This window comes from Microbacterium sp. LWH7-1.2 (assembly GCF_038397755.1).
Taxonomy (GTDB): domain Bacteria; phylum Actinomycetota; class Actinomycetes; order Actinomycetales; family Microbacteriaceae; genus Microbacterium.
The window spans coordinates 602,484-615,345 of sequence record NZ_CP151637.1; the positions used below are offsets into that span (position 1 = coordinate 602,484).

A 12,862-nucleotide genomic window follows, 5' to 3' on the forward strand; every position below is an offset into this window, starting at 1 on the left:
TCGGAGCGCCTCCGCCCGTCCCACTAGGCTGGATCGCATGAGCAGCCGGATCGCCGTCGTCCCGGGATCGTTCGATCCGCCGACCCTCGGTCATCTCGACGTGATCCGCCGCGCCGCTTCCCTCTTCGACCAACTCCACGTCCTCGTCGTGCACAACCCCGGCAAGGAGGCGATGCTGCCGATCGCGCAGCGTCAGTCGCTGCTGGAGCAGTCGATCGCCGAGAGCGAGATCGAAGGCGACGTGATCGTCGCCTCGTGGAGCATGGGCCTGCTGGTGGATTACGCGACGGATGTCGGCGCCGGCGTCCTCGTGAAGGGCATCCGCTCGCAGGTCGATGTGGCGTACGAGACGCCGATGGCGATCGTGAACCGCCATCTCGCGCATGTCGAGACGGTCTTCCTGCTGCCAGATCCCGCGCACGCGCTCGTCTCGAGCTCGCTGGTGCGTCAGGTCGCGTCCCTCGGCGGCGATGTGTCCCCGTTCGTGCCGCCGGCGGTGGCCCGGTTCCTCGACACCGGCGCGCGCGGCCTCTGACCCGAAACCGCGGCTAGGCTGGAGCCGTGGTCAGAAAGCATGTGACGGGTCCGTTCGTCCTCCCGATCCGCGACATCGCCCACCGCGCCGGGGAGATGCGCGAGCAGACCCTCGAGGTTCCCGCTCCCGAGAAGTGGGGGGAGGGGCTCGTGGCCGTCGCCGAGGGTGAGCCCGTCGTCATCGAGGCACGCCTCGAGTCGGTGCACGAGGGCATTCTCGTGTCCGGAGAAGTCGACACCGAGTACACCGGCATCTGCAGCCGGTGCCTCATCGACATCGCCGAGGGGCTCAAAGTCGAGTTTCAGGAGCTTTTCGCGTATCCTGGGGAGGAAGAAACTGACTTCGAGGTTCAAGACGACCACGTGGATCTTGAAACTCTGGTCAGGGAAGCGGTCGTCCTGTCGCTTCCGTTTCAGCCGGTGTGCCAGCCGGATTGCCCCGGATTAGATCCGATCACGGGTGAGCGACTGGCCGAGAACGCCGGAACGCCGCAGAGCGAGCCTCTCGATCCACGATGGGCCGCGCTCCAGGACTTCACCACGAGCCACGACGACGATGCACCGCGCCCCCGCGGCTGACAGCGGCGTCGAGAACACAGAAGAGAGCTAGCCATGGCAGGTAACCCCCCGAAGCGGAAGGTCTCCCGCTCCAACACTCGCTCGCGTCGCGCGCAGTGGAAGGCCGAGGCCCCCACGCTCGTCAAGACCGTCGAGAACGGCAAGACCGTCTACAGCCGTCCGCACCAGGCGAAGGTCGTCACCGACTCGCAGGGCACCGAGCTGTTCCTCGAGTACAAGGGCCGCAAGGTCGCCGACGTCTGATCGTCGCGCACGGTCTGACGTGACAGACGTCGCAGCGGAGCGCACCACGCTCTCAGACCTCACACAGAAGCTCGGAGTCGATATCGACGCCGAGCTTCTGTCGCTGGCGCTGACCCATCGCTCGTGGGCGTATGAGAACGGGCAGGTTCCGCACAACGAGCGTCTCGAGTTCCTCGGCGACTCCGTGCTGGGCCTCGCCGTGACGGTGCGCCTGTTCACCGGTCACCCCGAGCTCGAAGAGGGCGCCCTGGCGAAGCGGCGTGCCAGCGTCGTCTCGACGGTGGCCCTCGCCGAGATCGCCCGGGGCATCGGCCTCGGCGCGCACCTCAAGCTGGGTCGGGGCGAGATCCTCACCGGCGGGCGTGACAAGGACTCGATCCTCGCCGACACCATGGAGGCGATCTTCGGCGCGACCTACCTGTCGGCGGGATCGGATGCCGCGACCGGCCTGGTGCTGCGACTCGTGGAGCCGCTCCTCGCGGACCCGGAACGCTACGGGGCGGCGATGGACCCGAAGACCGCGCTGCAAGAGCTCGCCGCGCACGGCGGGTTGCTGCCCCCGATGTACGTGGTGACCTCGACCGGACCCGATCACGACCGGCGCTTCACGGCGATCGTGACGGTGGGTGAGCTGTCGGCAGAGGGCGCGGGCACCAGCAAGAAGCACGCCGAGATGGCCGCTGCGCTCACAGCGTGGCGCGCGCTCAGCGGGCGTGCCTGAGCTTCCCGAGGTCGAGGTCGTCCGCGCAGGCCTCGCCCCCGCTGTCAGCAGCGCACTCGTGATCGGCGTCACCGTGCTCGACGAGCGCGCACTGACGCGACACGTCGGTGACGGTGCGGACTTCGAATCGCGCCTGACCGGACGCGTCGTGAGCGCCGCCGCCCGGCGTGGCAAGTTCTTGTGGCTTCCACTGCGGTCGGAATCCCTCGGCACCTCGTCCGACGAGGCGGTGATCGGCCATCTCGGCATGAGCGGGCAGATGCTGCTGCGCGCCCCGGGTACGGCCCCCGAGCGGCACGAGCGTGTGCGCATCGACCTCGCTCATCCCGTCCACGGAGAGCTCTCCGTCGTCTTCGCCGATCAGCGCACCTTCGGCTCACTCGCGATCGACGACCTGATCGCCACGCCAGACGGCGCGCCCGGAGGCTACGGGTGGGACGAGGCATCCGTCCCGGCGCAGGTGGCGCACATCGCACGCGACCCGCTCGATCCGGCGTTCTCGGATGCGGGATTTCGACGACTCCTCGCGCGCAAGGACTCGGCGATCAAGCGAGTTCTGCTCGATCAGACGGTCGTCAGTGGAGTGGGCAACATCTACGCCGACGAGTCGCTGTGGGCCGCGCGCATCCACCCCGAGACGTCTGCTCGCGCACTGCCGACCCGTGCGGTGAACCGCCTGCTCGCCGAGATACGCCACGTGCTCGACAAGGCGCTGGCCGAAGGCGGCACGAGCTTCGACGCGCAGTACGTCAACGTCAACGGTCAGGCCGGCTACTTCGCCCACTCGCTCAACGCATACGGCCGCACCGGGGAGCCGTGCCCCCGATGCGGCCGTCCGATCGTGCGCGTGTCGTTCACGAATCGCTCGAGTCACTTCTGCGCGCATTGTCAGCGAGTGCCGCGCCCGGGTGTGGACCGACCGAGCGCGGCACACGTCTGAACCGACTCCGGCGTGCGCTGGAGATCAGAGTTCGAGCACCTTCTTCCACGCGCCGGCGTAGGAGGCCGGCACGAAGCCGATCGTCTCGTTGATGTCGAGCATGTGGCGGTTCTCCTCGGCGTTGAACGTCGAGACTCGCGGCGACTCCGGAACCAGATCGCGCCAGCGCAGCAGGTTCGCGCACTTGACGATCGTGCCGAGGCGGTGACCACGGTGCTCCTTCACGACCAGCGTCCCGTACTGCTGCGTCGCACCGGAACGGTCCTCGCCGATCACGAGCTCGTTGTACGCGGCGATCCGCCCCGTCGGCGCGTGAACCACGGCGGCCACCGAGACGGTGAGCCCCTGCGCCTTCAGGCGGGCATCCCGCCGCTCGACCCGCGCGGCGTCCCAATGCTGCTCGTCGATGACCAGGCCACCGGCAGGCACGTCGGTCGACATGCGCGACAGCGCGTAGGCGAACCCGTCGATGTATTCGGGCGGCGTCGGCGACGTCCACTGGATCGGTCGGTACTCGTCCCCGGCCACCGCGACGGCGTCCGCGAGCATCTGCTCGACGAGGGCGAGGTCGCCGGTCAGATCGAACACGCTGTTGCGCTCCACCTGCTCGAGCGTGAAGCCGCTCGCCAGCTGGAATCTCGTCTGCGCATCGTCAGCAGGGATCGCACCCCACCCTGTGGACGGCTGCAAGCGGGGGCCCGCAGCATCCGGTCGATGAAGCGTCCAGGTCTGGATCGTGGCGAGTCCGCGCTCGCGCGCCTCCCGTTCGACCTCGGCGAGCAGCAGCTCCTCGAGACCACGACCGCGGTGCGGCGGGTCGACCATGAGGTCGAATTCGACCGTGCTCGCGTCCGCCTCGTTCGAGATCATCAGCTTCACGGCCCCGAGAACCTCGTCGCCGCGGAGCGCGGCGAACCCGAGCTGGGTCCAGTCCGTCTGGTCCTGCCAGAATCCGAGCATCTCGTCGGGCTCCTCGTGCAGGTAGTCGTGTCCGGCGTCCTCGAGGCAGACCGCGTTGGCGATCCGCACCATCTCGAGGAACACCCGGGCGTCGGGCGCGTCCGCCCTCTCGGGGACGACGATCCGCTGGACGGTCACGACGCCGGTTTCGGCCAGATCAGTCATCGAGCACCTTCTTCCACGCCCCCTCGTACGCGATCGGCGCGAAGCCGATCGCCTCGTTGATGTCCAGCATGGGCCGGTTCTCCTCCGCGTTGTAGGTGATGACTCGCGCCGAGTCCGGCGCGATCTCGCGCCAGGACAGCAGCCCGGCGCACTTCACGAGCGTCCCGAGCTTGTGCCCGCGGTGCTCTTTGAGGACCAGCGTGTCCTCCTGGTGACTTGCCTCGGTGCGATCCTTGCCGATCACCAGCTCGTTGAAAGCGCACAGCTCACCGGTCTCGACGTGCTGAGCGGCCGTGACCTGGATCGTCCGCCCCGACGATGTGTAGCGTGCGTCGTGTTCGGCGATCCGCGCGGCATCCCACGTCTCCTCGTCGAACTCGAGCGCCGCAGCGGGCGCATCGGTCGACATGCGGGACTTCATCCACGCGTAGCCTGCGACGTATTCCTCGGGGGTCGGTGCCGACCACTGGACGACGCGATAGGCAGACGATGCGGCCCGCGCCTCCGCGAGGAGTCGCTCGACACCGTCGAACGATCCGGTGAGGTCGAAGGCGCTGTTGCGCTCGACCTGCTCGAGCTTGTAGCCGTGGCGGAGATAGAACCGCGCGACGTGATCCTCGGGGATCTCGCCGAAACCGGTCGGCGGTGCGAGCTGAGGCCCGGCCGCGGCGGGGTGCTCGGCCCAGGACTGCAGCACCGTGCGGCCGTGCTCGCGTGCCGTGCGCTCGACGAGCTCGTAGGCCGCCGAGCCGATGCCGCGGCCCCACCTCTCGCGGAGCATCTCGATGAGCCAGAATGCCGCGGTCGAGCCTTCCTCGAGGGGGATGTCGACGCCGATGCGGCCGACGATCGCGCCGTCGTCGACGATCACCCAGCTGAGCCGGGTCTGGTACTCGGAGGGCCGGTAGTGCGGCAGGAGTTCGTCGGCGGTGATGCGGTGGTCGTCGTGCCCGGAGATCTCGCGGTAGATGAGGTTGCGCACGCGCACCATCTCGACGAAGTCGCTGGCGTCGGGTGCGTCGATGGAGGCGGGTACGACGAGGGGGCGGAACTCCAGCCCCGTGATGGTGGTCATTTCGGTGCGTCCTTGTGGTGTCGATGTATGCGGGTGAGGGGGGGCGGTCCGCCGCCCGCGTGCGGGCGGCGGACCTGGTGGCCGTCACAGCCGGTGCGCGAGGAGGACCCCGCGGAGGTAGGCACGACTGCGCTCGTCGGCCTCCTCTTGCTGACGGAACGCAGCTGAGTGCCGGGTCCGATCGTCGACGAGTCGCGTCCTCTGCGCGCTCCACAGCAGCAGTCGCACCCCGGCGTGCAGGGCGAGACGGTCCAGGAACGAGATGCGGTCGTCGCGGCTCGGGAGCCGCAGCGTATCGGGAAGGCCCGACGGGCGCTGCGGCGCGTGGAGACTGTTCATGATGGTGCTCTTTCCAGATGGGAGTGATGCCTCGAGCGGGCGCTCGGAGGCGGGGATGCCGTGCCGCAGCACGACGGGACGAGATCGCAGGGGGAGCGCGCTCAGCACCATGAAGCGGGTGCGGCGCAGCAGACGGTTCCCGCCCGGAAGCGGGCAGACTCGTCCCCTGCGGGGATCAGATGGCGGCGGGGAAGCGGCCGCTCAGCACAGCGCCGAAGGAGACGGTCCCCGACGCGACGGCACGAATCGCTCCGCCATCGCGGGCGGCGATTCCAGTTGGAGTCATCAGCATCATCCGGGGGACCTCCTTTCTCGACTTCAGACGCAGAGAGTGACGTTAGCGGGTGCGGGATACCGACGTCAAGCTTTCTCGCAGATTCGGTGATTCCATGGCGTGTCGCGGGATCCCCCTGCGCCACGGCCGGTCTTCCGGGCGGGTGTGCTGGGCTCCGGTAGCGTAGGCGGGTAAACGACCGGGGTGGGGGGCGAATCCATGCACCTGAAGAGCGTGACGCTCAAAGGGTTCAAGTCGTTCGCCCAGCCGACGACATTCGCCCTCGAACCCGGGGTGACATGCATCGTCGGTCCCAACGGCTCCGGCAAGTCCAACGTCGTCGACGCGCTGGCGTGGGTGATGGGGGAGCAGGGAGCCAAGACCCTTCGCGGCGGCAAGATGGAGGACGTCATCTTCGCCGGCACCGCGACGCGCGGGCCGCTCGGCCGCGCCGAGGTGCAGCTCACCATCGACAACAGCGACGGTGCTCTCCCGATCGAGTACTCCGAGGTGACGATCAGCCGCACGCTGTTCCGGAACGGCTCGAGCGAGTACGCGATCAACGGCGAGTCCTGCCGGCTGCTCGACGTGCAGGAGCTGCTGAGCGATTCGGGACTCGGTCGCGAGATGCACGTGATCGTCGGGCAGGGCCGCCTCGACAGCGTGCTGCAGGCGACGCCCGAAGACCGCAGGGGCTTCATCGAGGAGGCGGCCGGCATCCTCAAGCACCGCCGGCGCAAGGAGAAGACCCTCCGCAAGCTCGACGCGATGGAAGCAAACCTCACGCGTCTGAGCGACCTCGCCGGGGAGCTGCGCCGGCAGCTCAAGCCGCTCGGCCGCCAGGCTGAGATCGCCCGCGAGGCGGCGACGATCGCCGCCGTCGTGCGCGACGCGAAGGCGCGCCTTCTCGCCGACGAGATCGTGGGCCTGCGCGCCGAGCTCGCGTCGCACGCGCAGAGCGAGCACGAGCGCCACGCCGAGCGCATGGTGCTGCAGGAGCGGCTCGACAATGTACGCGTGCGCATCGAACAGCTCGAGGGCGACCAGCGGTCCGAGAACGTCGACCGCGCGCGCCGCGTGGCCTTCGGGCTCGAACGGGTGCAGGAGCGCCTGCGCGGCCTGTACGCGCTGGCCGGTCAGCGGCTCGCCCTTCTCGGCGACGCCGAAGACGAGGACCGCATCGAGCTGACGACCGTCTCGCAGGCGATGATCGACGAGGCTCGCGCGGAGATCGACGACGTCTCCGACGGCCTCGGCGCCGCGCAGGATGCCGTCGCCGAGGCCGGTCGCGGCGTCGTGCGCGCCCGCGCCGAGCTCGACGCGCTCGACGTCGACATCGCCGCGCAGAGCGCGCTGATCTCGGAGCACGACATGCGCATCACGGCGCTGCGCGGTACCGCAGAGGCGGCCGCATCCGCCCTCGCAGCCGTGCGCACAGCCGTCGAACGTCAGCAGAAGGCGCTGGATGCCGCGCTCGCACGCCGCGCGGAGGCCGAACAGATCCTCGCCGGCGTGGACCCCGATCTCGTGCCTGAGGAGTCGTCGGCGGACCTTGCCGCCGCCTATGAGCGGGCGCAGCGCGACGCCACCGAGTCCGAGTCGGCCGTCTCCTCGCTCCGGGAGCGCCTCCACGCCGCCGAGCGCGAGCGCGACGCGCTGACCGCGCAGACAGCCGCACTGAGCCGGGCCCTCGATGTGAAGAACGGCGCGTCGTCGCTCCTCGCGGAGGGCCGCGACGGCGTCCGCGGACTGGTCGGCGACGCCGTCCAGGTCAAGCCGGGATTCGAGGCCGCGATCGCGGCGGTGCTCGGCCCGATCGCCGAGGGCGTGCTCGTCGAGGACCGCGAGAGCGCATTCGCCGTCGCCGACGCCGCGCGGGACGCCGAAGCAGGTGTCGTCGACATCGTGATCGCATCGGCCGGCGTGATGCGCCCGGCATTCCCCGCGCTGCGTGGGATCGTGCCGGCGCACGAGGTCGTCACGGCGCCCGAGGGCGTACTCGGGCTGCTCTCGTACGTCGTCGTCGCCGACGACCTCGACAGCGCTCGCGACGCCGGCCCGACGCTGGCGGATGCCGAGCTGGGCGGCCCGATCACCCTCGTGACGCGTCGTGGCGAGGTGTACACTGAGTACTCCCTGCGTGCGGGCGCGGGAGCCTCGCGATCGCGGCTGGAGCTCGCGGCGGAACGGGATGCTGCGGCCGACCGCCGCGACGAGATCGCCGTCGTGGCGGACTCGCTGCGCGAAGCACTGACCGAAGCGACCCGCGAGCTCGAGTCGGCGCGCCTCCGCACGAAGACGACGCTCGCGACCCTCCGCGAGCATGACGCGGCCCTCGCCGCGCACGCCGAGCAGGTCAATCGGGCCTCGGTGCGGCACGAGGCGGCCGTCGCCGAGTGCGAGCGACTCGCGGCCGGGCTCGCCCAGGCAGCCGCGGCCGTCGAGGAGGCCGAGGGATCGGCGCGGTCCGCGGAGGAACAGCTCACCTCGGCTCTCGAGGTGCCCCGCCCGATCCTCGATGCCTCCGCGCGCGAGGGCTTGCTCGCCGCCCTCGAAGAGGCGCGCGACGGCGAGATGCGCTCGCGCCTCGACGTCGAGACGCTCCGCGAACGCATCCGGGCGGGGGAAGCGCGCGTGGTCGCGCTCGAGCGCCAGCGCGAGCGCGAACGCGAGGCCGCCGCCGAGGCGGCGCGGCGAGCCGTGGTCCGCCGCGCGCAGCGCGAGATCGCCGCCGGGGTCGCAGGTCAGCTGCCCGCGCTGATCGACTCCGTCGACCGCTCCCTCGCGCAGGCCCGCGCCGAGCTCGCCGCCGCGGAATCCGAGCGCACCGCCGTCACCGCCGAACTCGGCGAGCTGCGCAGCCAGGAGAACGCCGTGCGAGAGCGCTTGGCCGGGCTCACCGAGAGCGTCCACAGCCTCGAGTTGCAGATCCACGAGAAGCGCCTCCACGTGACGGGACTGCTCGAGCGTGTGAAGTCCGAACTCGGTCTGGACGAAGACATTCTTGTTTCGGAATATGGACCGGATGAGCCCGTTCCGTTGGATCCGGCCGCGGAGCCCGCGCCTGATGATCACGACGGCGCCGCGGAGGCGGCATCCGTCGCATATGACCGCGCCCAGCAGCGCCGACGCCTGCAGGATGCCGAGCGGAAGCTGGCTCAGCTCGGCCGGGTGAACCCGCTCGCCCTCGAGGAGTTCGAAGCGCTCGAGCAGCGTCACAAGTTCATGACCGAGCAGCTCGCCGATCTCACCCAGACCCGCAGGGACCTGTTGACGATCATCGAAGAGCTCGACGAGCGCATGCAGATCATCTTCCTCGCCGCGTTCGAGGACACGAAGATCGCGTTCGGAGAGGTATTCCCGATCCTGTTCCCGGGGGGAACCGGCTCGATCGCGCTCACGGACCCGGATTCCCCGCTCACCACGGGGATCGAGGTGGCGGTCCGGCCGGTCGGCAAGAAGATCGAGCGTCTCTCCCTGCTGTCGGGCGGGGAGCGCTCGCTCGCGGCGGTGGCGCTGCTGACCGCGATCTTCAAGGCGCGTCCGAGTCCGTTCTACATCCTCGACGAGGTAGAGGCCGCGCTCGACGATGCCAACCTCGGGCGCCTCCTCGGCGTGTTCGAGCAGCTGCGGGCCTCCAGCCAGCTCATCGTCATCACCCATCAGAAGCGCACGATGGAGATCGCCGACGCGCTGTACGGCGTGTCGATGCGCCAGGACGGCGTCTCGGCCGTGGTGGGCCAGCGCATCGCCGAACGCGCCGCCTCCTGACCGACCCTAGGCTTAGACGCATGGCAGAGAGCTCCTGGTCGCTCGGTCGCGCATTGCGTGGCATGTTCGTCAAGCCCACGATCGACGAGACCACGTGGGACGACCTCGAGACCGCGCTGCTCACCGCGGACTTCGGCCCCGACATCACCGAGCGCATCGTCGACGAGCTGCGCGAGAAGGTGGAGCGCTACCGCACCACCGACCCGAGGGATCTCCAGCGGATGCTGAAGGAGACGCTCGAGGAGCACTTCGCGAAGTTCGACACGACGCTGCGCCTCACCGAGCGGCCCGCGGTCGTGCTGGTCGTCGGCGTCAACGGCGTCGGCAAGACGACCACGATCGGCAAATTCGCGAAGTTCCTGCAGCGCTACGGCCGCTCGGTCGTGGTCGGCGCGGCCGACACGTTCCGCGCCGCGGCCGTCGACCAGCTCGCGACGTGGGCCGAGCGCGGCGGTGCGACGATCGTCCGGCCGCAGCAGGAGGGTCAGGATCCGGCATCCGTCGCCTTCCAGACCATCGAGTACGCCAAGAACACCGGCACGGAGATCGTCCTCGTCGACACCGCAGGACGCCTGCACACCAAGGGTGGCCTGATGGACGAGCTCACCAAGATCCGTCGCGTCATCGAGAAGCAGGCGCCGATCAGCGAGGTGCTGCTCGTCCTCGACGCCACGACCGGGCAGAACGGCGTGATGCAGGCCCAGGCCTTCCTGGAGCACGCGGGCGTCACGGGCCTCGTGCTCACGAAGCTCGACGGTTCCGCCAAGGGCGGATTCGTCCTCGCCGTGCAGGAGCGGACCGGAATCCCGGTCAAGCTGCTCGGTCAGGGCGAGGGCATCGGAGACCTCACCGGCTTCACACCGCACGTGTTCGCGGCGTCGCTCGTCGACTGAGTCCGGGGCCCCTTCGAACCGAATCCGCGCCATGCCGGGTTCGGGCTATCGCCGACGCGCTCGTTGCGGTTTCATGGGGTCATGGCGATCGAGCACGACTACTTCGGACTCCTCGAATCGGGGCCTGACGGATCGATCTTCTGGTCGGAGAACGTCGAACTGGGAGACCAGTCCGTCACGGTGGATCTCACGGCACCCGACCAGGACGACGTGTCGGAGGCGGCCCTCGATGTGGCAGCCGCGCTCATCTCGTCGATCGAAGACATCGATCGCAGCGCCCGCAACGCGATGGTCAACGAGCTGAGCGACCGTACCAGCGAGGTGACCGAGTACATCCTGCAGCAGCAGGAGGCTCTCGGCGACGCCCTTGAGGACACGCTCGTCGACATCTCGGGCGACGTGCACATCGACGTGATCCGCTCGCTGCAGCTGATGAGCATGACGATCCTCGCTGACGAGCACGGAGGTTCCGACCCGTTCGCCGTGCTCGAGTACGCGCTCGACCCCGACGCCACCGACGACGTGCTGCTGGTGAACCTCGACTCCGACGGCGGGGTGCTGTCGGTGACGAGCGCCGACTAGCGTCCTCGGGTTCAGACCGCCTGGGCGAACCCGCGCTCGACGTGCACGTCCTCGGCGATATGCGCCAGGTGCGGCGGGATCTCCCGTCCCTTCGAGATCATCGACTGCGCCCACAGGCGCCCGGCGCGGTACGACGAGCGCACGAGCGGGCCGGCCAGCACACCGAGGAACCCGATCCGCTCGGCCGCCTCCTTGAACTCGACGAACTCCTGCGGCTTCACCCAGCGTGCCACCGGAAGGTGACGCGGCGAGGGGCGCAGGTACTGCGTGATGGTGATGATGTCGGTGCCCGCCCCATGCAGGTCCTCGAGCGCCTGCACGACCTCCTCCGGCTCCTCGCCCATGCCGAGGATGAGGTTCGACTTGGTGATGAGCCCGGCGTCGCGCGCCTGCGTGAGGACGTCGAGCGAGCGTTCGTACCGGAACGCGGGCCGGATGCGCTTGAAGATGCGCGGCACGGTCTCCACGTTGTGGGCGAAGACCTCGGGGCGGCTGTCGAACACCTCGCCGAGCAGCGCCGCGTCGCCGTTGAAGTCCGTCGCGAGGATCTCGACACCCGTGTTCGGGTTCGCCGCGTGGATCGCCCGCACCGTCTCGGCGTGCAGCCACGCTCCGCCGTCGGCCAGGTCGTCGCGGGCTACTCCCGTGACGGTGGCGTAGCGGAGGTTCATGCGCACGACGCTCTCGGCGACGCGGCGGGGCTCGTCGGTGTCGTAGTCGGCGGGCTTGCCGGTGTCGATCTGGCAGAAGTCGCAGCGGCGCGTGCATTGCGAGCCGCCGATGAGGAACGTGGCCTCGCGGTCCTCCCAGCACTCGTAGATGTTGGGGCAGCCGGCCTCCTGGCAGACGGTGTGAAGCTCCTCGGTCTTCACGAGCGAATGCAGTGCCTGGTACTCGGGCCCCATCTTGGCCCGCGTCTTGATCCACTCGGGCTTGCGCTCGATCGGGGTCTGTGCGTTGCGGACCTCCAGACGCAGGAGCTTCCGGCCGTCGGGAGCGGAGGACGGCGCGGATGCTGAAGCCGGCGTGCCACAGGTGCTCATGCCGGCACCCCCGCGAAGTCGTCGGCGAAGACCCGCGAGACGGTGTCGATCACGTCGCTGGGCGAGATGTCGGCGCCGGCGATCTCGCTCACGGTCGTGACGCCGGCATCCGTGATCCCGCATGGGATGATCCCTCGGAAGCCCGCCAGCGTGTTGTCGCAGTTCAGCGCGAAGCCGTGCATCGTGACGCCGCGCTGCACGCGCACGCCGATGGCCGCGACCTTGTCCTCGCCGAGCGGTCGGCGAACCCACACGCCGCTGCGCCCCTCGACGCGGTAGCCGTCGATGTCGAACTCGCGCAATGCGTCGATCAGGAGCTGCTCGAGGCGGCGCACGTGCGCGACCACGTCCACCGGCTCGGCGAGGCGGACGATCGGGTACCCGACCAGCTGGCCGGGTCCGTGCCAGGTGATCTTGCCGCCGCGGTCGACGTCGACCACGGGCGTGCCGTCGGTGGGCCGCTCATGACGCGCGGTCCGCGCCCCCGCCGTGTACACGGGCTCGTGTTCGAGCAGCAGGAGCGTGTCGGGACGGGTCCCCGCGACCACATCGGCGTGGATGCTGCGCTGCAGCGCCCATCCGTCGAGGTACGGCACATAGTCGGGGGAGAGGCCGACGGTCCGGATGTCGAGCATCGTGCTCCTTCGCTCGTTCGCTTGTGGCGATTGATGGATCGCGTCCAACAATACATCCGCAGCGGGTGATGGCGTCGTGCCTGCGGCATGGCCGGGACGCCTGCCGAA

At 69.4% G+C, this 12,862-nt stretch carries 13 protein-coding genes; 8 read left to right on the top strand and 5 right to left on the bottom strand.

What is annotated here, in order from left to right:
• The first annotated feature begins 37 nt into the window (after positions 1-37).
• From coaD to mutM, 5 genes are read left to right on the top strand one after another with little or no spacing between them, the layout of a single operon-like run.
• The gene (coaD, locus tag MRBLWH7_RS02870) at positions 38-535 is read left to right on the top strand and encodes a pantetheine-phosphate adenylyltransferase (RefSeq protein WP_341998970.1); all 498 of its coding nucleotides are present in this window, start codon (positions 38-40) and stop codon (positions 533-535) included.
• A 41-nt stretch (positions 536-576) separates the two neighbouring features.
• On the top strand, positions 577-1,113 hold the full coding sequence (locus MRBLWH7_RS02875) for a DUF177 domain-containing protein (RefSeq protein ID WP_342001885.1): 537 nt from the start codon (positions 577-579) through the stop codon (positions 1,111-1,113).
• Positions 1,114-1,146: 33 nt separating this feature from the next.
• Positions 1,147-1,356 (top strand): 50S ribosomal protein L32, encoded by a 210-nt coding sequence (rpmF, locus tag MRBLWH7_RS02880; protein WP_045297913.1) that lies wholly within the window; start codon positions 1,147-1,149, stop codon positions 1,354-1,356.
• A gap of 19 nt (positions 1,357-1,375) precedes the next feature.
• Positions 1,376-2,077: a ribonuclease III gene (gene rnc, locus MRBLWH7_RS02885; protein WP_341998974.1), complete on the top strand. Its 702-nt coding sequence runs from the start codon at positions 1,376-1,378 to the stop codon at positions 2,075-2,077.
• Positions 2,070-3,017: a bifunctional DNA-formamidopyrimidine glycosylase/DNA-(apurinic or apyrimidinic site) lyase gene (gene mutM / locus MRBLWH7_RS02890; RefSeq protein ID WP_341998976.1), complete on the top strand. Its 948-nt coding sequence runs from the start codon at positions 2,070-2,072 to the stop codon at positions 3,015-3,017. The genes rnc and mutM overlap by 8 nt, the downstream gene beginning before the upstream one ends.
• A gap of 24 nt (positions 3,018-3,041) precedes the next feature.
• Here mutM and MRBLWH7_RS02895 read toward each other — a convergent pair whose 3' ends face one another.
• The 3 genes from MRBLWH7_RS02895 to MRBLWH7_RS02905 all read right to left on the bottom strand — a co-directional run bounded on the left by MRBLWH7_RS02895 (position 3,042) and on the right by MRBLWH7_RS02905 (position 5,556).
• Positions 3,042-4,142, bottom strand: coding sequence for a GNAT family N-acetyltransferase (locus tag MRBLWH7_RS02895; protein WP_341998978.1), 1,101 nt, complete (start codon positions 4,140-4,142; stop codon positions 3,042-3,044).
• Entirely contained in the window at positions 4,135-5,217 is a 1,083-nt protein-coding gene (locus MRBLWH7_RS02900) for a GNAT family N-acetyltransferase (protein WP_341998980.1), read from the bottom strand. Before MRBLWH7_RS02900 ends, MRBLWH7_RS02895 begins: the two co-directional genes overlap by 8 nt.
• Before the next feature lie 84 nt (positions 5,218-5,301).
• Positions 5,302-5,556, bottom strand: a complete 255-nt coding sequence (locus MRBLWH7_RS02905; RefSeq protein WP_341998982.1) for a hypothetical protein — start codon at positions 5,554-5,556, stop codon at positions 5,302-5,304.
• A gap of 493 nt (positions 5,557-6,049) precedes the next feature.
• Here MRBLWH7_RS02905 and smc point away from each other — a divergent pair, with 493 nt between their 5' ends.
• From smc to MRBLWH7_RS02920, 3 genes are all read left to right on the top strand, one after another.
• Positions 6,050-9,601 (top strand): chromosome segregation protein SMC, encoded by a 3,552-nt coding sequence (smc, locus tag MRBLWH7_RS02910; RefSeq protein ID WP_341998984.1) that lies wholly within the window; start codon positions 6,050-6,052, stop codon positions 9,599-9,601.
• 20 nt (positions 9,602-9,621) lie between these two features.
• Positions 9,622-10,494 (top strand): signal recognition particle-docking protein FtsY, encoded by an 873-nt coding sequence (gene ftsY / locus MRBLWH7_RS02915; RefSeq protein ID WP_341998986.1) that lies wholly within the window; start codon positions 9,622-9,624, stop codon positions 10,492-10,494.
• An 81-nt stretch (positions 10,495-10,575) separates the two neighbouring features.
• Entirely contained in the window at positions 10,576-11,076 is a 501-nt protein-coding gene (locus MRBLWH7_RS02920) for a DUF2004 domain-containing protein (protein WP_159843749.1), read from the top strand.
• Between the two features lie 11 nt (positions 11,077-11,087).
• Here the strand turns inward: MRBLWH7_RS02920 and lipA are convergent, their stop codons facing one another.
• Together lipA and lipB are read right to left on the bottom strand one after the other, a co-directional pair.
• Entirely contained in the window at positions 11,088-12,119 is a 1,032-nt protein-coding gene (lipA, locus tag MRBLWH7_RS02925; protein WP_341998990.1) for a lipoyl synthase, read from the bottom strand.
• A complete protein-coding gene (lipB, locus tag MRBLWH7_RS02930) occupies positions 12,116-12,793 on the bottom strand; it encodes a lipoyl(octanoyl) transferase LipB (RefSeq protein WP_342001888.1) in 678 nt (225 codons plus the stop codon). The genes lipA and lipB overlap by 4 nt, the downstream gene beginning before the upstream one ends.
• Positions 12,794-12,862: the final 69 nt, after the last annotated feature.

Bases quoted from the DNA above. Each gene is read 5' to 3' on its own strand.
- coaD (WP_341998970.1), top strand. From the start codon at position 38: ATGAGCAGCCGGATCGCCGTCGTCCCGGGATCGTTCGATCCGCCGACC.
- rpmF (WP_045297913.1), top strand. From the start codon at position 1,147: ATGGCAGGTAACCCCCCGAAGCGGAAGGTCTCCCGCTCCAACACTCGC.
- MRBLWH7_RS02895 (WP_341998978.1), bottom strand. From the start codon at position 4,142: ATGACTGATCTGGCCGAAACCGGCGTCGTGACCGTCCAGCGGATCGTC.
- MRBLWH7_RS02900 (WP_341998980.1), bottom strand. From the start codon at position 5,217: ATGACCACCATCACGGGGCTGGAGTTCCGCCCCCTCGTCGTACCCGCC.
- MRBLWH7_RS02905 (WP_341998982.1), bottom strand. From the start codon at position 5,556: ATGAACAGTCTCCACGCGCCGCAGCGCCCGTCGGGCCTTCCCGATACG.
- smc (WP_341998984.1), top strand. From the start codon at position 6,050: ATGCACCTGAAGAGCGTGACGCTCAAAGGGTTCAAGTCGTTCGCCCAG.
- ftsY (WP_341998986.1), top strand. From the start codon at position 9,622: ATGGCAGAGAGCTCCTGGTCGCTCGGTCGCGCATTGCGTGGCATGTTC.
- MRBLWH7_RS02920 (WP_159843749.1), top strand. From the start codon at position 10,576: ATGGCGATCGAGCACGACTACTTCGGACTCCTCGAATCGGGGCCTGAC.
- lipA (WP_341998990.1), bottom strand. From the start codon at position 12,119: ATGAGCACCTGTGGCACGCCGGCTTCAGCATCCGCGCCGTCCTCCGCT.